A 21207-nucleotide genomic window follows, 5' to 3' on the forward strand; every position below is an offset into this window, starting at 1 on the left:
CGATGACACCGGCAGGTAACTCAGCACGTCTGGGTACTGACACGCAGGCTTATTTGACCGAGCGGAAGACCCAGCGATAGTTACGCAATTCTTCGACGTTGTATTTGTCCAAGATGTAAGCGTGTTCTTGTTCGTTGGAATACGGTGGCATACCGAACCGAATCGAGTCGGCTGTTTGATTCATAGCATCGCCGGGGCGGAAGAAGTTCAGTTGCAACATCTTTCGGCGGTACGGAGCATCTTTGCCTTCGCCGTCTTGCTCGAACGCGTTTGTCAGGCCGGAAACGTAAAGCGACAGGAAGTCGATGTCTGGCGCAACGTCCATCCAGGTTAGGACTCCCCAAACGCCAGGGGAGTCTTCATCTTGAGTCAACGGGATGCGTTGGTTGAAGACTTCGACGCTATTGTAAAGCGGAGCGGTGATTCGTTCGCGAGCGGCGATGACGGGTTTGGCACTCGGGATCAATCGATCCAGGTATTCACGTCCGCTAACTTGGTCTTTTAGAGTCGCAAGCGGGAAGAAACGACGTGATTCATAAGACACGTTTTCGATCCGGCTATACATTTTCGCTCCACCGATTTCATCGGCCGCCGGACGAAGGTCTTTTCCGGTGTAGCGAACTCGGTAAACCATGTACCAGATGAGCTTGCGCTGAGTCTGCCCGCCAGCGAGCGGAACGTCCACATAGATCTGACGAAGCGGTTTGAACGCGAACTCCAAGCAATAGATTTCGCGTCGCAAGACAACCTGCTTGGCCATTTCGATCAGCGTCCGTGAACGCGGGTCGAAATGCGGACGACCATTTTCGAATTTGGTCGGATCCCATTCCAGTTCGGGATGAGATTGAATGAAGCGTTGTAGGGCGAGCGGCCCGTCAAAGGTTTCGCTTGGGCTGGCATCGCCGGGGATGACGGTGACGACGCCAGGGGCGAACTGTGTTTGCTGCTGGATGATTCCGTCTTCGGCCGCGTCCTGTGCCGAAACCGACAATGCCGAGGCGGCAAGCATCAGCGCGGGCAGTCCCTTGCGGCTGACTTGCTGCACGATTCGGTGGGCGGCGTTACGCATGCAGATCAAAATGGTCATAGCGGATGGCCTCTAACGGCGTTTTCTCGCAGTCGGGAATTAGGCTGAGTGAAGCGTCGGTACGGAAAAGGCTTCCCGTGAAGCTGAAAGCCTCTCTGAGGAAGGGGGGCCTGGCCCGTCGATTGTCAGGCGGCAGTGTGTGTCAAACAGTCTGGTGTCACACTCGGTTCACTGCCAAAGTCTAGTTAGTATTTTTGCAATTTCCTGTGGTCGGGTTCACATATCGGAGTGAACGGGGTGACTTTTGTCCGGATCCTGCTGATTTGGGCTCGTCGTTCAGGTCCAATAGTGCTTTGTGCCGACTCGTTTTTAGGATTAGCCGTATGGCGTTATTCACGGTTTCAGTGCAACAACCGGGGCGAACGCCCGTCGGCTGATGACCCGAACCCGTATTTTCATATCGAACGAAGCACTAGGCCGTATCCCCCGTCAGTTTTCCGGTGTGACTCGATAGCGGGCTACTTCAATTCGGCCGCTTTCAGGTCGCTGGCGCTGACCGGCGGATTTTCGGCGATTTCCGTCTCAGCCTCTGCCGTAGGGGCTTTCGAGATTGCCGCATCCGTGGAATCGCCCTTTTCGGGGGAAGTTTCTGGCTGAAGGAATCTCAATGAATCCCCAAACTGGATATCGCATCCCGCGAACGCTTCGACCTTTTGTCCCGACATGGTGAAGGTCGCTTGGACGCGTCGGCCGGTGTCGTCGGAAAAGTGCATCATGATCCAGCGGACCGGGACGCCTTCGGCTTCGCCGTCGGCAACGATACGTAGGACTCGCAGGTTTTGAGACGACAGTGCTTGGTCAGCTTCGACCAGTTGGACGAGCTGCTTTCCGAGGCTGCGCCGAATGTCGCTTTCAAACGCTTCGAGCGTGAGGTGTTTGCCGGCAGGCAGGTCCACCAGCTTGCGCAGGTCGCACTGGGCAATGCTGTTGTCGTGATCGATCATTCGCATGACGCAGCGGCCCGGATCATCGCTGATCATCCGCCAACGACGATCCATCATCACGGCAGACTGGCTGTGCGAGCTTTGTAGTTCGACGTAGAGACGTTCTTCGGGTGGTCCGGCGTCGAAATCGATTTCGGCAGATTCCGCAGGCAAGCCAATCGGCTTTTCCAATGGCTGACGCAGCAAACGAACTTTGGCCAGGATGTCGAACCCCGGTTCCGAATGGCTTATCTCGCGAGTTTCGTGCAACGCAAGTGCGAGCCAAGTACAAGCTTTGACAGATCGATCATAAGTTAGCTTGCCTAGCAAACGCATCCGTGTGGAGACGCCATCGACGGAACCTTCGATGTCCCCTTCGATTTGGATGCGGACGTTTTTCGCGTCAATTTCCGACACGACGCCTTCGACTTTGCCTTTTTCAAGCGTGGTCAAATTCAAAACCGAACGCAGGGATTCCAGGTCGATTTCGTATTGATCGTCCTTGATCACCGCATCGCTTGGTAGCAGCCGATCGACAGCAACGCTGGAAACGGGCAGCTTTAATAGCGACAGTTCGTCGTGGTTGAAGTAGCTCTCGTTGGAGTAAACGACTTCGGGAAGCACTTCACGTCGGACAACAACGTGCCGCATCTGTGGGCGGAGTTGTTGCTGGACAGTGGTTTTATTGAGAACGCTTTCGTTGGTGGCGGTGTGATAGAACCGTTCAGCAGCAACAACTTCGGACTTTGTTGAAATGTCGCTGGGCATCAACAAACGCTCTTCGTAGTCCAGAGAGGCGTTTGAGTTGACCGGAAGCGTTTGCTTGGTTTCGCGAGATTGCAACGGGTCGGAAGGGACTTTGACATTCCCTTTGACCTCCAGTTCAAGGCGACAACGCATCAGCGGTTGGCGCTGAATCGTCATCGTGACTGGTTGATCATCGGCCGCACGGACATTGCCAGAGAATGCACTGCTTAGAAATGAAGCACCCCCAGCCGCCATGACCACTGAGCGAGCAAGGAAGGTTCGTCGATTTGATTTGATGCTGGAACGTTCCATCGAAGTCATCCGTTTCCTTCGTCTTCGGCTTGGCAAAAACTCTGTCGTGGGCGTCAGCAGCCTCAATGTGACTAGTCTGCCGTGGTTTTCGGCACCTGACGCTGTAGGTCTGATCGACCACCTAGAGAAGTCTCATTCAGCAGAATTGACGCAAGCGGAGGATTCGTCCGAGCTCCGGATCCGAGGCAGCCTCATAGATTTCGTGTCCGTTAAAGTCCCCAGATTATCGAACTTGAAGTCAAGTTTGACCAATTCGGCAGCAATTGATTGATCCGACGACTGCCGTTTGTGCACCGCGCATGAAATTTTTACATTCTGGTGGACACTTTTGATGCTCATCCGCCATGCGTCGAAAGAGTCTGGAAAATTTCAAACCCAAACCCTTAAACGACTTAGCTCCAATTCCGTTATATTTCGCCCTGATGTGTGACGGATTTGGCCCCAAATTTCCTACGGAGTGTCCCAGGCGAAGACAACCGCTGCCAAAGGATTCCGGTCCTGCTTTCTTGGAAAAATGGAATGAAATTTCGTTTTCTAATGTAAGAACGGGTCGGAATGGCGATTCCCAGTTAGGGAGACGTGAACCGGATGGCGGATAAATTCGTCTTATGACGCATCCCAGTGTGGATAAAAGCGCGAGCAAGCGCTTCATCTACTGGGGGGCGAAAAGTTTGCTGACACGGAGTCGGCAACTGGCATTTGGGCCGATGACCTAAGGTGTCGATGGGATTGCGAAATTCCTAGCACCAAGGACTGGACCAAATGGCCGAATCACCTGGAGGAGACAGGTGAACCCGGGCAACCGAGGCAATTTGGACTGGGCGATCCGCCGGGATCGCAGGGATGTTTGGCCAGTCTGACGCCAAAGCGCTGGGAGACCAATGTTATGCACAACAATTATCGCGACAGCAAAATCAAGGAGCTCCGTGACCAACTACGCTTCAATCAGAAGACGAAGTTGATCGAGCAAGCGGCAGCGGCGGAAACGTTGCTCTGTGAAATCGATGACGGTCGCGAGTACGCATACGACTACCTTTGCTTCCGAATCACGAACTATCGCCCTGAACGGTCGAGCCGACACAATATTGCGTCGGGCGACCTTTCACATGATCTGCGATTGTTGATCGAAGACTTGAGTGAACATGCCGAATTGGCGGTCGAAGAGATTGCTGAACAGGTTCACACCGTCCAAGACTTGAGTCGTCAGTTCAACGTATCGACCAAGACCATCAGCCGTTGGCGTGAAGCCGGGCTGGTCAGCCGGCGTCTCTTGTTTGGCGGCCGCAAACGTGTCGGATTCTTGAACAGCAGCGTGGAACAATTCGTTTCACGTAACAGGGAAAAGATTCAACGTGGTGAGCGATTTAGCCAACTGAGCGAAGACGAAAAAAGCGAAATCATCGAACGTGCTCGTCAGCTCGTCGAAGGCGGCGCTGCACTTGCCGATGTGACGCGTTTGTTGTCGCACCAGATGGGACGCAGTGCTGAAACCATTCGGTACACGCTCAAGAATTTTGATGCTGACAATACGTCGATCGCGATATTCCCCAATCACCGTGGGGTTCTGACCGACGACGACAAGCGATCAATCTTCAATCAATACCTTAGCGGGATCACGCTGGCTCAGCTTTGTCGCCGATTCAAGCGGACTCGTACCAGTATCCAACGCATCCTGATCGAAATGCGTCGTCAACGTATTTTCGAATTGCCGCTGGATTACATTTACAACGAAGACTTTGAAACGACTGCACGGGAAGCTGAGTTCCTGGGCAGTGAGCCGATCGAAGCTTCAGAAGTTCGCAAAGTACGCGTTCCCGGCGACCTGCCGCGATACCTAGCGTCGCTCTACGATGTACCGTTGCTTTCGCGAGAACAGGAGCACCACCTGTTTCGCAAGATGAACTACCTGAAACACAAAGCTAGCAAGCTTCGTGAATCGATCGGTGATGAAGCCAGTGGCAAGTCTGCGATCATGAATGAGATCGAGGACCTGTACGAGCAGGCCGTGAAGGTTAAGAACCGAATCGTTCAAGCGAACTTGCGCTTGGTCGTTTCGATTGCCAAGCGTCACCTGTCCAGTAGCGATGACTTTTTTGCCTTGGTTAGTGACGGCAACATGTCGTTGATCCGTGCGGTCGAGAAATTTGACTACTCGCGAGGCAACAAGTTCAGTACGTACGCTTCTTGGGCAATCATGAAGAACTTTGCTCGGACGATTCCGAATGAGTTCAAGCATCGCGATCGTTTCCGAACGACGACTGAAGAACTTTTCTTGTCTCGGCAAGACGAGCGGCTTGATCCGTATATGGAAGAAACCGTTCAGCGGAACCGCAAGCGGGAACTTTCAAAGATCCTTAACCGATTGGATGAGCGTGAGCAAAAGATTATCGCTGCACGTTTCGGACTCGATCGTGGCAGCGAACCACTGACATTGAAAGAGGTCGGTGAAGAGATGGGCGTGACCAAGGAACGCGTCCGACAATTGGAAGCTCGTGCCCTAGCGAAGCTTCGTTCGGCTGCTAGCGAGAACAATATCGATGTCGAATTTGAGGCCTAGTGATCCGCTGAACTTCAGGTTTGTTCTTTCACAGAGTTGCCTTCCGCAATCGCAATACCCACGGGAAAGAACGCGAAGTTCACGCAGTGGACGACAACACTTCGGATCACAACTGAGCATCTAGAAACGAAAAACGCGTCATTGGACTTGATTCCCGTGACGCGTTTTTATTTTAGGTCGTCAACATCGATAAGCAGACGTCATTTTTGGATCAATGCTAATCCGACGATCCGGCAGGTTATCCGACAGAGATCATTCTGGCGTTTCTGCTGACTCGGCGATGCGTCGCATTTCTTCGGCGATCTCCTCGTCGTCCTTCAATCCATTGCTGCCGTCATTGGCAAGTTTCAAGCGGCGTCGCGCGTCGCGGGCAAGCACGAAGGCTTCTTGTCCAAAGACACCTGCGAGCACAACGAAAGCACCTACCATGACAAGCTTGATCGTTGACGACCAGCTAACAAACGTGAACACGCCTGCTGCCATCAATATGAAGGATCCGGCAAGTGCGGCTTTCCAGAACGCATTCATCTGTGTGTCACGTGCTTGAATGCGAATGCTTCTGGCGACCGCATTTCGTGCCGACTGGTTGGCCAGTTCCCGCATCGCCGAAAGGTTTTTCTTCAGCTCGGGGGCTTGCGATCGAGGGACCAGCGGTGCCGATACGGAAGGCTCCTGCGCGAGCGTCGACGCCCCTGTTGCCGATCGTTCGTCAGACTCATCAGCGAGCTCGATTGACTTACCCGTTTCGGGCTTTGCTGGCTTCGGTGCAGGCTTGGTCGTTTCTGCGGTCGCAGCTGGCGTGGCCACTGCCGGCTCGGCAGGTGCTTTGCTGTTGCTGCCCTGGACCCGTTGCAGCAAGCGGTTCATGTATGCTTCGATCGAGTCGTCTTCGGTAGACGCGTCAATCGCTGGCGTCGCCTCGGGGGCAGGCGGTAGTTCCTGGACCGGTTCGGCCGAGTAGCTTTCTTCTTCGTCCTGTTCGTATTCGGACTGCGATGAAGCGAAGTTCCATGGGGTCTGTGACTCGGAATCGTCCACCGATTCTTCCATCACAAACGTCTGTTCGTATTCCGCTTCGGCTTCATCATTCGATTCGGCCAGTTGGTCAACACTTGCTCGTTCGAGGTCGCGTTCGGCATCCAAGTCGCGGATCAACATTTCCGCCAAGCCACCGAGTGTCGGCTCGCTTTCTGCTGGCGGCTCGTGTTCAACACTGCTTTCTAAGTCGCTTTGCCAGACCTGCGTTGCTTGGTATGAATCGTCATCTGAAGATTCGTAAGCGGTATCCTCGTAAGCTGCTTGCGGCGATTCGTCACCAACGAACTCGGTCGGAGATGTCTCTTCTTGCCAAGTGTCTTCCGAAGACTGGTCGTGAGCCGTAGACGATGGGTCGATTGGCTGTTGATCCGCATATGGATCATCGAGTTGCGGTTCTTCGCTTTGATACGCTACGGCGTCATGTTCTGCCGATTCGTATTCTTCACCGATGGTGTGTTGTGTCTCAAGAGACTCGGCGGATTCCGATACATTCTCGATGTACGGTGCTTCGTCACCGTATTGATCTTCATCGCTTTGAAGTTGTTCGGATTCCTCCGTCTCATAAGACGAAGTCAACTGACTGTCTTCGCCGGGCATGAAGTCCGCCCAACTGAGCGGCTCCTCGCGTTCTGGAAGATTCGCGTATGGTTGTAGCTGAGATTCCGAAGCGTCGACGCTATCCGCTGTTGCCGACGAAGCATCTTCAGATGGCTGCTCTTGCCAGTGGTTTACTGGAGCAGCAGCGGGTTCATCAACTTGATCATCGATCGCTTCCTGAACGCGCTGTTCAAGATCATCGATTGCATTTGAGATCGCATGTTCGGGTGATTCGTCGGACCATGTGGCATCGGCTTGCGGTGCTTCAGAAGCATCGTTTTCCGCTTCGTCCGAAGCCCAAGAACCGCTGCCGGTGTTGTTCGTGTCCGAATCGAAGGCGTCGTTGTCGGCGGCATGTGGATCGCTGGAATCGGACGCTGATTCGAAGGGATCGACCTGTCCCCAAGCTGACGATTTCGGCCAAGCTTGGCTTTCTGCAGCAGACGCATCAGCACGCCACTGATTGTCACCCGACGCATTGGCTTCATCGATCGATTCTGCCGCTGGTTCGTCTTCGGTGTCAGTAGCGGTTGCGGTCTCGATTTCCGCAACCGGTTCGTGTTGCGGAAGGTCAGCTTCATGCCCTACTGCAACGTTCTCCGGAGTCGACGGCTGTGTGAGACTTTCCGAAATCGAGACGGCATCTAGGTTGATGACCGAATCGGTGTCTTCCCCTTGATAAGCTTCCGCGGTGACGATCGAATCGGCGTGTTGCTGCATTTCGTCCCAAGCCTCTTCGGCATTGGTATCTTCCTCTAGTAACACAACCTCATCGGCCGAAGAGTCAGTCGAGATGTCATGACGATCAACAGTTTCAATCTCGTCGTGCTCTGAAGATGTTTCTGCGGCAGGTCCGTCGGTTTCAAGTTGATTGCTATACCAATCACTTGCCGCTGGCTCGTCGTCGGATTCAGCCGCGTCTACCTCTAACCGCTCCGTTGGATCTGCATGCGATGCTGCAGTGGTTTCCGATTCGTCGGTTTTGGGCTGACTGGATTCTGAATCCAACGGATGCTCAAGCGACTGAGGCCCAGCCATAACGCTAGCGGCATACTCGCTCGCCTGAGTCGCTGCCTGCTGTGCGGCAGTGATTTCGTCCTGCAGCTTTTGAATTTCTTCACGCAGTTGAGACTCGCTTTCTTGCCTCTCGGTCTCGAGCTGCGCGATCGTTTCGGCGTGATCACTTTTGAGTCGCTCGATATCGTCACGAGCGATCTTCAGTTCGTTTTCTAGCTCAGCAAAACGGTCCGGTGCGATCAATTCCGCCGCTGTTTGTTCGCGTTGGTCGTTTGCCTCGGTGAGTTCACGGGTCAGCGCTTCGTTTGCTTCACGCAGTTTCGAAAGCTCGGAGTTGGCTGCAGAAAGTTGGACAGACAGTTCGTTAATTGTGTTTTGCAGCTGATCCGATTCGATCTCCCAGGAATCCTGTTGAGCACTTTGAGAATTCTGGTTCTGGTCAACAAGCAATTCAAGCTGACGAATTGAAGCGGTTGCGCCTTCGTATTCGCTTTGCCATTTGGCGACCTCTTCGCTCGATTTGGAAAGCCGCTGTTGCAGTTGTTCAATTTCACTTTGCAGCGTCGTGGCTGTTTCTTCGGCAGCGAGACGTTGTTGATTCGCGTCTTCGACTTCGATTTTGAGATCCGAAATCGCTTGATCGGTATTGGCCTGCTGCCCTTCGCTGGATTGACGCAAGTTGGCAAGCTGTTGTTGCAAGTCGGCAATCTTCGCTGCCGTTTCTTCGCATTCCAGACGTGCCTTTTCTTGATCCTTGGCTGCTTCGCTACGGGCGGTTTCCAGTTCAGCTTGGAACTCGCTTGCGAGGGCTTCGAACTCAGAAACCGATTGTTCCAATTCGGATTCTTTGGCTTCTGCTGCGGCTAGCTGGTCGCGGTATTCAGCGATCTGCTGACCGGATTTTTGGCTTGCTGCCTTGGCGTTTTCACGAGCCTGGACCAGCTCTTGCCCACTGTTTTGAAGTTTTTCTTCAAGCTCTTGTTGTCGAGCTTTGCTTTCCTTGCGGATGTCTTCGATTTCTGCACGGGTACGCGTCAATTCTGCAGCGGCTTTTTCGAGCTCCGTCGTTTTTGCAGCTTTGGCGGCTTCGCTGATCGCTCTCGCTTCGATGGCGTTGTCACGCTCGATGACTGCTTCGTTGCGTGCCAGTTCTAACTCGGCACGAAGACGGTCATGTGTTCGCTGTTCGTCTTGTTCGCGCTGTTGCAGTTCGCTGTGACGCTCACGCAGTTCCGTCAGTTGTTCGTTTAACGCCGCGAACTCGTTACGCATCCGCGTGATTGCTTCGCTGGCGTTCTGTGCTTGCGATTGGGTTTGTTCAAGTTGTCGCTGGGCTTCGGCAGCCCGCGCGGCGTATTCCTTTTCACGCTTTTGCCATTCGGCTTGACGCTCTTGAAGTTCCAGCTGACGATTGGCCAGCGTTTCTTGCAGGTCTTGCAGTTCGGCTTCTTTGTAAGCCAATTCTTGCTCGGCTGCCTTTTCGCGTTCGCGAAGAGATTTCAGTTCGTTTTGTGCCGCAGCATAAGTCTGCTGGATTTCGCGGACGGCGGCTTCTTGTGCGACCAATTTTGATTCGCGTTTCTGTAAGTCGTTCGCACGCCGCCAAAGTTCCGTTTCACGACCGTGTAGTGCCGATTCACGATTGTCACATCGAGTCTCTCGGATCTCACACTCGGCGTGACGGGCGTGCCACTGTTGGCTCAGTTCGGCCAAGCGGTCTCGCATCAACGAATCGTTTGATGGGGTAGGCCGGTTGGTCGGTGGTGTGACCGCACGCTGGCGCAGGGGCTCGCCAGGACCGCTTATTGTGGGCTTGGCTAGAAGTTCGAATCGATAGTCACCCATACGGATGATGTCGCCGACCCGCAGATCGGTTTCGGTAACGCGATCGCCGTTGTGTTCAAGCGGAACAGAATAAGCCCGCATCAACACACGATGGGCATCTCGCAGAAGCACCGCATGCATCGGACGAAGGGTTTCGTCCTCCAGCCGGATGGAGCAGCCCTCGCCGCTTCCAAACGTGTAGCGGTTGCCGGTGAGGCGTAGTCGACGGACAGGTGAGCCCGGACGGATAACGCGAAACTCGATCGCCGGGTTGGCTTGGACTGAAACCGAGTTGCCCAGTGTCTGTTCGTGGGCTGCCGCAGCGAAGCCTTTGGTGAAAAGCTCGCTTTGCAACGAATCGTTCTGCGACTGGGTGAAATCTTCCATGATCGATGCTCCGCTCTAATTCGCTGGGCCGTCACCGAGTATTGTTGTCAAAAGCGCTGGTCACCAAGACGTTCCTGCACCACACTTGCCTGTCGTTGACTGTACGTATGTAGTGCCGTTGTGGTGGGTGATGGGCGCAGCCGTTTTCTGAGTGTCGGCCGCCTAGGATGCTTGGGTAAAGCAAATTAAGCGGATCAAACCGGAATTGAGCGGGGGAACGGACGATGGCGGCCCCGACAGGGGGTTTGATTGACATTTATCCAACTGTCTCGCTTCTAAATCGCCGGGATTGCAAGTCTGATCGGCCAGAAAGCGGATAAATGACCGTTAAATAGCACTAGAACATCGGTTAGGGCTTTTTCGCGGGCTTTCTGGCGTGACTTTACCGTCGTTCTTCCTACTATTACTCGCCGCGGGATGCCAAGATCAGACGCCCCGGTCACGAATTCAAAAATCCAATAGATCCATCACCAATCCGCTGCGTAAGTTAGGGTGTGATTGGGGGTTTACAGTGTCGCCGTGCCCGGCAAATTCGTGCTAGTGAACAGTAATTAGGTGCTCCGATGGCCAGAAAAGACGCGCTCGAAAAGCTTCGTAAAAACCTTCAAAAGCGACGTGAAGCTTTGATTCGGTCGGCTCTCGGTGACCTGAACTTGCTCGGCGGAGCTACGAAATCGGCCGACGTGCTCGATGCCGTTGCCGACACGGTCCAATCAGAACTGAACAGCCAGCTTCTGGAAGTCGAAAGCCGTGAGTTGACCGCGATCGATGAAGCCATCGAACGGCTGGATCGAGGTGAATACGGGACCTGCGAAGACTGCGGAAAGCCAATTCCGCTCACTCGCTTGCGTGCCGTCCCCCACGCGCGTGAATGCATCACCTGTCATCGTGTGGCCGAGCAGCGAAGTTCACATCCATCGGCAAGCATGAATCGTGTGTTCGATTCTTACCAAGCTGACAACATGACCAAGTAGTGGTCTCGTTGGCGTAGCTGAACTGGACGCTGCCGGTGCAGCGCATGGTGTTGGATGCCCTTGAGAACGTGCCGGATCGAAATCAGTTCGCACCCGTGAAACTGTGGAGTCGATCCGTTTCACGAAATATTTCTTTGCACGAATGCTTTCTTCAGTCCGCCAAGGATGGATGGCGGGTAAATCCGCATCCACGGTGTGACGTGTTTCATACAACCGAACCGTACTAAACGGATGTTGCAGGCTCCGGATGTAGGGGTGTTAGGCCCGCCCGGCGTTAAGAAAGTCCGCGGTTCGTAAATGTTCTAGCGATAACGATTCTTCGCTTCTGTTGGGCCAGGGATAGCCAATGCAAGCAATGCAAAGTTGTTTGCTCAATGTCGACGATTGCTACAGGTACGACGCCTCCCCGTCGGAACCTCCCCTATCCAATTCATGGCTCTTCCTATGGTCCATCTCCTGCGATCTTGCGAGCTTCGCGCTCGCAGACGACTGAGCTGTATGCTGCGCCACAGCGGTGTTCGTTCTTTCGCTTTATCTGCCGCGACTGTCGTCTCGTTTGCATCCAGCCACTCCGCTGCCGCTCAGGTCGCAGTCCAGTCTCCTGCGCACGCTTCTGGCGGAAGCCATGGGACCAACGGTAAGAGCGTTTCTCTTGACGCGAATAATCAGCCGTCAAACGGATCGTACCAGCTGATGCGTCCCTCATTGGATCGACCGTCGTTGCCGTCTCCTCCGGCGATCACGTCTCCATCGATGTTAGGGACGGAGATGTTGAGTACAGAGGCTTCGCTCGATCAGCAGCGGGAGGCGTTGTTTGAAGAGCTGGCCGAAGAGTTCAACGCATTTGATCGACTTGGGCGATTGGTTCGAAAGGTGTCGCATTTGGTCAAACCAAGTGTGATTCATATCGAAGCGCACAAAACCGAAACGAACAACGGCAAGTATGAATCCTATGACGAAGCCGGCAGCGGCGTTGTGGTTTCGATTTCGGGTGGGCACTGGATCTTGACCAATCGGCACGTGATCTTGGGGGCTAGCCCGAACGAGATCATGTTGCGAAGTGCTGATGGTCGACAATTCCGACCGACGCGCATCTACACCGATGAAGGGACCGATGTTGCTGTGATGCAGGTTTCCAAAATGGATTTACCTGCAGCACGTGTTGGCGATAGTGAGACGGTCGGGATCGGTGATTTTACGATCGCGATCGGCAGCCCATTTGGCCTAAGCCATTCGGTAACCTTCGGTATCCTGAGTGCGAAGGGCCGTCGAGATCTATCACTTGGCGACAAGAAGATCGATCTTCAGGACTTCTTTCAAACCGACGCGGCAATCAATCCGGGCAATAGTGGTGGACCGTTGCTGAACCTGCGTGGCGAGGTGATCGGGCTCAACACCGCTATCGCCAGTAGCAGCGGTGGCAGCGAAGGGATCGGATTCGCGATCCCGATCAACATGGCGATGCGCGTCGCTGAAGAATTAGTGCGCTACGGCCGATACCGCCGTGGGTACTTGGGCGTCGTTCTTGATCCAGATTTCGGTCCACAAGACTTGGGCCGTTTGGAAAGTATCCGTAATGGAGCACTGGTAAAGACAGTCCATCGTGGTTCGCCGGCGGCCAAAGCCAATTTGCAACGTGGAGACATAATCGTCGAATTCAATGGAATCCAAGTTGAGAATGACGACCACCTGGTTGCGAAGGTTGGGATGACTCCGATCGGATCACACATCCCGATGATTATCTATCGCGACGGCAAACGTTATCGGGCTCAGGTTGAGCTGACCGATTTGAATTAGGTTTGCGATTTGATGCAGATACGTGCTGTGGAGGATTTTATCAGCCGCAACGCGTTAGCGTGCGGTTCTGCGCTGTGTTGATCTGCTTCGTGAACCGTGAGCTAACGCTCATCGGCTGAGGGGCGCTGGCTTGGTGGGATCTTCATCAGCCGCAACGCGCCAGCGTGCGGTTCTGTGTGGGACCACTAATTAGTCCTGCGCACTAACCGTGAGCTAACGCTCATCGGCTGATGGTTGCTGGGCTGGTGGGATCTTCATCAGCCGCAACGCGCCAGCGTTCGGTTCTGTGTGGGATTGCTAATTAGTCCTGCGCACTAACCGTGAGCTAACGCTCATCGGCTGATGGTTGCAGGTCTGGTGGAACATTCATCAGCCGCAACGCGCCAGCGTGCGGTTCTGTGTGGGACCACTTATCAGTCCAGTGCGCCAACGCTCTGCGGATCATTCAAACAGACCAGCATATCTGCCGCGGCATCAAAAAACGCGTGCTATCGCTATTCGGCTGATCGAAACAGCGGGCCTAACTTTCTGTTGTTCAAATCGGGGTCAGTCGATCTGGAATTCAAACACGCTTCGGTAGGCTTGTTTCTGTTCGAAATATTCAAGCATCCTGCCGTAAAATTCATTGCTGCCTAGCGTTGCACTGTCGCCGATGACGATCAGTTTTCTTCTGGCACGAGTGAGGGCAACATTCGTCCGGCGTTTGTCTCTCAAGAAACCGATCTCGCCTCGATCATTACTGCGAGTCATCGTGATCAAAACGGCTTCTTTTTCACGCCCTTGGAAACCGTCAACCGTGTCGATTTCGATATCTCTTAGCGATGGGCGGTTCCTTAGCCAACGAACCTGTGCCGCATAAGGTGCGATGATGGCGATTTGATCGCGATCGACTCCAGATTCAACCAACTCCGTCGCGAAGCGTTCGATCAGTTTTCCTTCGCCAGCATTGAACTTGCTTTCGCCATCACGCTCGATCTCTTCGTTCATGTTTGCGCCTGCGGTATCGACAAACATCAACGCTGAATCAGTCAGTTCGTTCGTTTCCACCCTAGGGAGATCGCAAAGCAAGTGGCTGGCAACGCTGGGATCGGCAACCAAGGTGCCTTCGTAGAATTCGTTGGATGAAAAGTCCATGATATCGCGATGCATCCGGTATTGAACCGTCAGCCGTCGAAAGATCGAAGAACCTTCGCGCTCGATCAAACGATGCATCATCGAATCCTGCATGCCTTCGGACGCGGCCTGGTCCGACAGCACGGTCGGCGGTAGCTGGCAATGATCTCCGGCCATGACAAGCATGTCCGCGCGAAGGATGGCTTGCCATGCACTCGACTCGGTGCATTGGCATGCTTCATCGATCACCACGGTTTCAAATTTTGCCCCTGCCAACAGATCCTCATCGATCGTGGTGGTGGTGCAGATCACATCTGCCGAGTCGATAATGCTGCGAACGACACTCCGTTCAAGCGACCGAATTTGTCCCCGCAAGTCGCCCGCGGTGCTGTAAAGCAGGTTGCGTCGTTTTCGGGCGTCTCGACCCCGGCCTGGGCGAGCGGCGGAGCGCAACAGTTCGTCCAGTTCACGCCGCATGTCTTTGATGATCGCCGCTGATGCGTCGGATTCGACCAGTTCATCCAGAGTGTGACCACGCAGTGATTCGAAAACTCGAGCCGGATGGCCGACACGTAAAACAGCGGGAACCATCGGGACCAAGCGTTCAAGCAAGTTGTCAACGGCGGTGTTGCTTGGGGCGCAGGCGAGGACTTTATCACCACGCTGGACCGCTTGGTAAATCACCTCAGCCAACGTGGTCGTTTTTCCGGTTCCCGGTGGGCCGTGTAGGATCGCGATATCGGGCGATGCGAGTGCGAAGGCGACCGCTTCTTGTTGGGGCGGGTTCAAGTTTGTTAGGAACTGGACTTCGTCGGGATCGCCTTCACGGATGACACGTTGGTTCAGGATCATGTCACGAAGTTGCTTCGTCCGTCCTGAAGCAACACGCGCGGATGCCATCGCGGCCAGCTGTCGCCGCCGTGTCGTTTCGTCCGGTGACAGATCGATGCGTAGACGTACCGATTCGGGCCAGCGTTCGGTGGCCACTTGGATCACGTTTTGACTGCGTCGGCTGACAACGCCAGCAATGCCGTGATCGGACAGGTCATCCGAATCGGAGATGACGACCGGTGAGCCGACTTTTAGACGATTCATTGGCAACGCACGATCGTCGCATTTGACGAAGTCGAAAAGGATTCGGCCTGCCAATCCGGTCTTGTGATCTTGGATTTCTAAGTTCAGAAGGGTTTCGCCCGTTCGCTCGGCATCACGCGCTTTTTGTATTTGCCTGCGCCGAGCCATGCGTTCTCTTTCCGCTTCACCCTCCAAACTTAACCAGCGGGCCAGGGTGTCGAAGTAGTCATCTTCGCGTAGAAGGTTTAGGTCCAACTTCCGTGACTGCATGTCGTCCAGGTTGCCAAGCGTTGTATCCAAGCAGAGGCCGTTGACGGGGATGTCAATCGGCACGCTCAAAGGATGGTTGTAGAAAGAATCATGGCCGCTTCGGTGTAGCGATCACAGCGACGATCGCCACACCATGAATTGAAGCGGTTGAAAGTGATTTCGAGGCATCGTGGTTTCCATCCGGTGCTGTTCGATGCCAATCGAATTTGAATCGCCGCGTCGCGGTCCGATAAGAAACGCCGTTGGAAGATTAGTCTTCGATCGGTGTTTCTTTTTTACCGTCACGCAAGAATGGTTTGCGAGTTTGCTCGCCTTTTACCGGAGTCAGTTCACGCACCCAGATGTTACGGAAGCGGACGGGATTGTTATGGTCCTGGATGCGGATCGATCCTTTAACTTCGTGCTGGGTGTATGCCGGCGGGCGATTGTACGGGGTGTCGCCTTTGAGTTCGAAGTGGTTAAGGATGACCACACCGTTGTGGATGGCGGTGATGTACGCAGGTGACTTTAGCGAGCCGTCGTCTTCAAATCGTGGTGCGGTCCAAATCACATCGTAGGTGTTCCATTGACCGGGCGCTCGCATCGCATTCGCCATCGGTGGCGTTTGCTTGTAGATCGCGCCAGCTTGTCCATCGAAATAGGTGTCGTTTTGATAGGAGTCAAGAATTTGGATTTCGTAGCGATCGTTTAAGAACAACCCGCTGTTTCCTCGCCCCTGTCCGCTGCCGACCGGTGGGTTGGGAGCAGTCCATTCGATGTGGACTTGGCAATCACCGAATTTTTCCTTCGACACCAAGGTGCCTTTTCCTGCGACCATCGCGCCGTCTTTGACGGTCCAGTTGTCCGCACCGTTCCACTGAGACAGGTCTTCACCGCCGAACAGAACGACCGCATCCGATGGAGGCGACGCGGCGGTCTCACCCGGTTCGACGATTGGCGGTTGCTGCCAAGTGATTCCGTTGAGGTATTCTTGTGCGGGGCAAGTCGTGGCAATTGACAGAACTGCCACGATGGCGAAGGTGCAGTAACGCATGACGATCAGTAGGCTTGGCGGGAGAGATTTCCGTCCGGACCCGAGTACCGAAGCGGTGCGGTAGGCCCTGACGAAGTGACTGTGACGTGTCGCTATGAACTAGCTGTGCATTCGCACCGAAATGCGAATGGGCGACCATTATGATCGCCCAACGCGGAAGTCACAAATGGGTTTACCCGATTGGCCTATTCGTGTCGAAGTGCGTCGATTGGATTCATTCGAGCGGCTCGAATCGCCGGATAGAGCCCGCTAACAAGACCGACCGCGACAGCGATGACAACGGCCAACGGAATCGTCTCGTAAACGATCGTCGGTTTGGCCTCTCGGATCGCATCGGGAAGGGCAGCGAATTTATCTGGGAATCCCTCGCGGACGATATAAATCAGGCCCTGATACATCGCCGGGCCAAGGAAGCCGAGCAGGATACCGCACGCGGCACCGCAGACGCTTAGCACCAGAGTTTCGACCAAGAACTGTCGCACGATGTCCGCACGTTTTGCACCCAATGCCCGGCGGATACCAATTTCTCGTGTTCGTTCGGTCACACTCGCGAGCATGATGTTCATGATACCGATGCCGCCGACGATCAACGAAATGCACGCGATCAGAACGCCGATACCAAGGAACATCATCCGCAGGTTGCGAGCCTGTTCGAGCAACTCTAGTGGTACGACAACCGCAGTGTCACCGATGTCTTTGTGGTTGCGTTCGAGCAACGATTCGATCATCGCGGCGCTTGAGCGAACTTCGTCAACCGACTCGACTTGCAATGTGATCTGATTTAGCTCCATGATTTCGACTTGGAACTGACCACTGCGGCGGGTCATGATCGTGTCACCAATTCGCCGACGCAGCGTTTGCATCGGGATATAGATGTCCGATGAAAAGTCCTGTGAATCGAGAGAACCACCGATTGCGGCGGAAGGGTTTCGGGCTTCCAGGACGCCGACGATTTTGTAGTAGTCTTCGCTTTCGGGAATGTAGAGCCGCTTTCCAAGGGGCTCTTCATAAGGAAACAGTCGCTCGGCAACGCCGGCGGAAATCACGCAAACGGTGTCACTGCGCATCCCGTCGGCATCGGTCAAGAACCGGCCGCCATGACTGCGGATGCTCAACGCGTTGACATCGGCGTATCCGGGCGTGCATCCCACCAAGCGACCATCGACAACTCGGTCGCGGTAGGTGAATTGGCGACGGATTTCGCGAATCGGAATCGCGGTCTTAACCGTAGGAACGGTGGCGAGGATCAATTCCAAATCGCTACGGAGCAATCCGTATTGGCTGGCGCGAGCCCCGGCCAGTTTTTCTTCTGGCGGTTTTTGGCTGCGAACGATGATCGTGTTAGCACCGAGTGATTCAATTTGTTTTTGAACTTGATCACTCGCACCTTGGCTGATCGCGGTTAGCAGGATGACTGCCCAGACCCCGATCAAAATACCGAGCATGGTCAAGCCACTGCGCAACGGGTGTAGCGCTAGACTTTTGACTCCCAGACGAAGGGTACGAATCCACAACATTACCGGTCCGCCTCTCGCAGGAGTTGTTCGACGACCTTGCGTTGTGCTTCGCGTGCGGCGACGCGTGAGGCCGGGTCGTTGACCTCATCACGGTGTAATTTTCCGTCTTTCAAACGTACAACACGTTTTGCACGAGCCGCGACGTCATCTTCGTGTGTGACCAGAATGATTGTCCGGCCTTCATCGTTCAGCTTGTCGAATAGCCCTAGGATTTCGTCTGTCGTGACCGAATCCAGGTTACCTGTCGGTTCGTCGGCAAGGACAAAGTAGGGATCATTGACAAGTGATCGTGCGATCGCGACACGTTGCTGCTGTCCACCGGATAGCTGTGATGGGCGGTGGTCAAGACGATCGGCCAAGCCGACTTGGCTGGCCAATTGAATCGAACGTTCGCGTTCTTTCGGTCCGATGATGCCTTGGTAATAGAGCGGCACCTGGATGTTTTCGACAACGCTCAATTGCTGAATCAAGTTATACGACTGAAAGACAAACCCGATCCGTTCGGAGCGAATTTGGGCGAGTTCATCGTCGGTCATCGTCGCGATGTCGTCTTCACCGAGCATTAGCGATCCGCTGGTCGGTTTGTCCAAGCAGCCGAGCAGGTTTAGCAAAGTACTTTTGCCGCTACCCGAAGGCCCCATGATGGCGACGTAATCACCTTCGGGGACATCAAACGAAACACCACGCAGCGCTTTAACGGTTTCGCTTTTGAGCACATAGTGCTTTTGCAGCTTGCGAATCGAAGTCGCGAGGCGTTTCGGGTTGGTCGCGGTTGTTTGCGATCCGGGATCGGATTCGGCGGATCGATAGGCATCAGTAGTCGACATCGGGATCAGCCTCCTGCACCTTGGCTCATCATCTTTGTTAACTCCGCACGCGATACGGAGCCATCGCCGTCGGTATCAGCCGATTGAATGCGTGCGCGAAAGTTTTCGTTGATCTGGCTCATCTCGTCTGCGGAGATGCTGCCGTCACCATTGGTGTCGTTGCGTTCCATCATGCGCTGAACCATAGCGGCCGGGTTAGGAGGTGCACCGCCACCGGGAGGTCCGTTGAACCCGCCTCCGCCACCAGCACCAGGACCGCGTGGTCCACCCTGTCCGCCAGGTCCACCTGGGCCTCGGCCATCGGGGTTGCCGCCGCCAGGACCGGGACGGCCTCCGCGTCGCTTATCGGCTTCTTCGACGTCAGCGATCTCACGCATCTCGCTATTGTCTTCGGCGATAACTTCGGGAAGGTCCATAAGCGAGAGATGCTCACGCAAGTTAAGGACAACGGTTTCGGCCTCTTCGACGCCATCTTGGATGGTCACCATGGTGTCATTGGTAGCGCCGATCTTGACCACTTGTGTACGGAACTTTTGCGGGCCTTCTTGAACCATGGCATACATCTTTCCGCCGTGTTCGTACAAGCCTTGGATAGGCATCTGGATTGCGTTGTCGAGTTGCTCCACAAAGATCTGCACACCGGCGGTCATACCGGTCCGAATGGTTTCGGGCGGATTAATGATGTCGATCGTGATTGCGTATTCTTTGATCGACGAGCTGAAGAAGCTACTCGGTTCGGCGTATCGGTTTACCTTCGCAACACGCCCTTTGAGCGAAAGTCCTGGAATCGCGTCGACAGTGATCTTCGCTGCCATCCCTTCCGAGATCAGCGTAATTCGCGATTCGTTGATCTTGCATTTGACCTGCATCTTCGACGGATCGGGCAGATAGATCAGCTCTTGTCGTTCGCGAACGGTTGCACCCGCTTCGACGACAAATTCCGCATTACCACCACGGCTGCTGTAGCGGTTGGCGTGCACAACGACCCCTGCTGCGGGCGCGGTGATGAGGCAGTTTTTGATTTGGGTTTGAGTGTCTTCGTACTGGGTTTTCTCTTCCAGCAATTCACTCTCGTAAGCAGATAGCTGTGCCTGTGCCGCTTCGATGTCACTGTCGAATTGAACCAGCATTTTTTTCTTGGTCAGGTTTTGCAAAACCTTCAGTCGACCTTGAGCAGATTCCAGTTGGTTTCTGGCATTGGCAACCGCGAACCGGTCTGCTTCCAACTGCAGGGACTTGATCAAACCTTTCGCAGCCAATCGCTGGCTGCTTTCGAGTGCCTTTTGGGCTTTAACCAGGTCTTGTTCGGCGATCAGGATTTCGCTTTTCAAGGCGCTTTCTTCGGTCATGTAGACGCCTTCGAGGTACTCCTGTCGGGCGATCTTTGATTGTTCGACAAGCGCTTTTGCCGTCGTGACGTTGGCTTCTGCCGTGATCACGCCGATTTTGTCTTCGTTCAGCTTTTGTTCCAAAGCCGACGAATCCAACTCGACCAATTTGTCGCCTTCTTGGACACGGGCCCCTTCTTCAACAACCCACAGAATCGAAACACCACCGCCACTTTGCGATTTGACTTTGCAAGTGACTTCGATGTTGCTGCTGCTTTCGATTTCGCCCTGTTCGAGCACGATATGGTCAAACGGACCACGCGTGACTGGCTGGGTGATCAGGGTGCCAACCTTGACCCCATTGTTTTTGTCTGAAAGAAGCGCATATCCGATCGCTCCGATAACGCAGATGACAACTAGAAACGCGATCAGGGCACCTGCGGCACCACCACGGCGTTTGGGTAATTTCGCGGGGCGGTCCAGACGCGAGATTCTGTGCATGGAATTTCCACCGATCATGTGGAGGGGGGGAGGGCGTTTTGCGGGGGTGTGATGCTATTGGGGCGCTAACAGTTTAAAACAGCGCTGTACCCATTTTGTTTCGCCATTTCATGCTGATTCGTCGAAACATTGAGTTTTCGACAGCAGTTTAGTCAGCTAATCACGTGGGATTCCACAAACTTGCCGTCACCATCGCAGTTTTCCATCAATCCGGCCCTACGACCAGAATTGCTGATCAGCGACCTGCGGCAGGATGTTCGGCGGCGGGGCACGAATCAACCAAA

11 protein-coding genes are annotated in these 21207 nt (G+C 54.3%); 3 read left to right on the top strand and 8 right to left on the bottom strand.

The window, feature by feature from the left end; translation table 11 throughout:
- Positions 1–49: 49 nt before the first annotated feature.
- A complete protein-coding gene (locus LOC67_RS01035; protein ID WP_230260542.1) occupies positions 50–1069 on the bottom strand; it encodes a hypothetical protein in 1020 nt (339 codons plus the stop codon).
- Between the two features lie 476 nt (positions 1070–1545).
- Positions 1546–3069 carry a hypothetical protein gene (locus LOC67_RS01040; protein WP_230260544.1) on the bottom strand — a complete coding sequence of 508 codons (1524 nt, stop codon included), beginning with the start codon at positions 3067–3069 and terminating at the stop codon, positions 1546–1548.
- Between the two features lie 886 nt (positions 3070–3955).
- Between LOC67_RS01040 and LOC67_RS01045 the strand changes: the two genes are divergently transcribed.
- Positions 3956–5626, top strand: a complete 1671-nt coding sequence (locus LOC67_RS01045; protein ID WP_230260546.1) for a sigma-70 family RNA polymerase sigma factor — start codon at positions 3956–3958, stop codon at positions 5624–5626.
- Between the two features lie 252 nt (positions 5627–5878).
- Here LOC67_RS01045 and LOC67_RS01050 read toward each other — a convergent pair whose 3' ends face one another.
- A complete protein-coding gene (locus LOC67_RS01050; protein ID WP_230260548.1) occupies positions 5879–10489 on the bottom strand; it encodes a hypothetical protein in 4611 nt (1536 codons plus the stop codon).
- 563 nt (positions 10490–11052) lie between these two features.
- On the opposite strand from LOC67_RS01050, the gene LOC67_RS01055 reads away from it, so the two are divergent.
- Both LOC67_RS01055 and LOC67_RS01060 read left to right on the top strand, forming a co-directional pair.
- Positions 11053–11463, top strand: a complete 411-nt coding sequence (locus LOC67_RS01055) for a TraR/DksA family transcriptional regulator (RefSeq protein WP_230260550.1) — start codon at positions 11053–11055, stop codon at positions 11461–11463.
- 498 nt (positions 11464–11961) lie between these two features.
- Complete coding sequence (locus LOC67_RS01060; protein WP_315861018.1) at positions 11962–13260, top strand: S1C family serine protease; 1299 nt, start codon at positions 11962–11964, stop codon at positions 13258–13260.
- A 546-nt stretch (positions 13261–13806) separates the two neighbouring features.
- Here the strand turns inward: LOC67_RS01060 and LOC67_RS01065 are convergent.
- The 5 genes from LOC67_RS01065 to LOC67_RS01085 all read right to left on the bottom strand — a co-directional run bounded on the left by LOC67_RS01065 (position 13807) and on the right by LOC67_RS01085 (position 20923).
- Complete coding sequence (locus LOC67_RS01065; protein ID WP_410001105.1) at positions 13807–15780, bottom strand: AAA domain-containing protein; 1974 nt, start codon at positions 15778–15780, stop codon at positions 13807–13809.
- A gap of 187 nt (positions 15781–15967) precedes the next feature.
- Positions 15968–16750 (bottom strand): DUF1080 domain-containing protein, encoded by a 783-nt coding sequence (locus LOC67_RS01070; RefSeq protein ID WP_230260552.1) that lies wholly within the window; start codon positions 16748–16750, stop codon positions 15968–15970.
- A gap of 185 nt (positions 16751–16935) precedes the next feature.
- A complete protein-coding gene (locus LOC67_RS01075) occupies positions 16936–18267 on the bottom strand; it encodes an ABC transporter permease (RefSeq protein ID WP_230260553.1) in 1332 nt (443 codons plus the stop codon).
- Positions 18267–19094, bottom strand: a complete 828-nt coding sequence (locus LOC67_RS01080) for an ABC transporter ATP-binding protein (RefSeq protein WP_230260554.1) — start codon at positions 19092–19094, stop codon at positions 18267–18269. The genes LOC67_RS01075 and LOC67_RS01080 overlap by 1 nt, the downstream gene beginning before the upstream one ends.
- Before the next feature lie 5 nt (positions 19095–19099).
- Entirely contained in the window at positions 19100–20923 is a 1824-nt protein-coding gene (locus LOC67_RS01085; RefSeq protein ID WP_230260555.1) for an efflux RND transporter periplasmic adaptor subunit, read from the bottom strand.
- Between the last annotated feature and the right edge of the window lie 284 nt (positions 20924–21207).

This window comes from Stieleria sp. JC731 (assembly GCF_020966635.1).
GTDB lineage: Bacteria > Planctomycetota > Planctomycetia > Pirellulales > Pirellulaceae > Stieleria.

Excerpts from the sequence above, each read along its gene's own strand:
- LOC67_RS01035 (WP_230260542.1), bottom strand. The coding sequence starts at position 1,069 with ATGCGTAACGCCGCCCACCGAATCGTGCAGCAAGTCAGCCGCAAGGGA.
- LOC67_RS01055 (WP_230260550.1), top strand. The coding sequence starts at position 11,053 with ATGGCCAGAAAAGACGCGCTCGAAAAGCTTCGTAAAAACCTTCAAAAG.
- LOC67_RS01050 (WP_230260548.1), bottom strand. The coding sequence starts at position 10,489 with ATGGAAGATTTCACCCAGTCGCAGAACGATTCGTTGCAAAGCGAGCTT.
- LOC67_RS01075 (WP_230260553.1), bottom strand. The coding sequence starts at position 18,267 with ATGTTGTGGATTCGTACCCTTCGTCTGGGAGTCAAAAGTCTAGCGCTA.
- LOC67_RS01070 (WP_230260552.1), bottom strand. The coding sequence starts at position 16,750 with ATGCGTTACTGCACCTTCGCCATCGTGGCAGTTCTGTCAATTGCCACG.
- LOC67_RS01085 (WP_230260555.1), bottom strand. The coding sequence starts at position 20,923 with ATGCACAGAATCTCGCGTCTGGACCGCCCCGCGAAATTACCCAAACGC.
- LOC67_RS01040 (WP_230260544.1), bottom strand. The coding sequence starts at position 3,069 with ATGGAACGTTCCAGCATCAAATCAAATCGACGAACCTTCCTTGCTCGC.
- LOC67_RS01045 (WP_230260546.1), top strand. The coding sequence starts at position 3,956 with ATGCACAACAATTATCGCGACAGCAAAATCAAGGAGCTCCGTGACCAA.
- LOC67_RS01080 (WP_230260554.1), bottom strand. The coding sequence starts at position 19,094 with ATGTCGACTACTGATGCCTATCGATCCGCCGAATCCGATCCCGGATCG.
- LOC67_RS01060 (WP_315861018.1), top strand. The coding sequence starts at position 11,962 with ATGCTGCGCCACAGCGGTGTTCGTTCTTTCGCTTTATCTGCCGCGACT.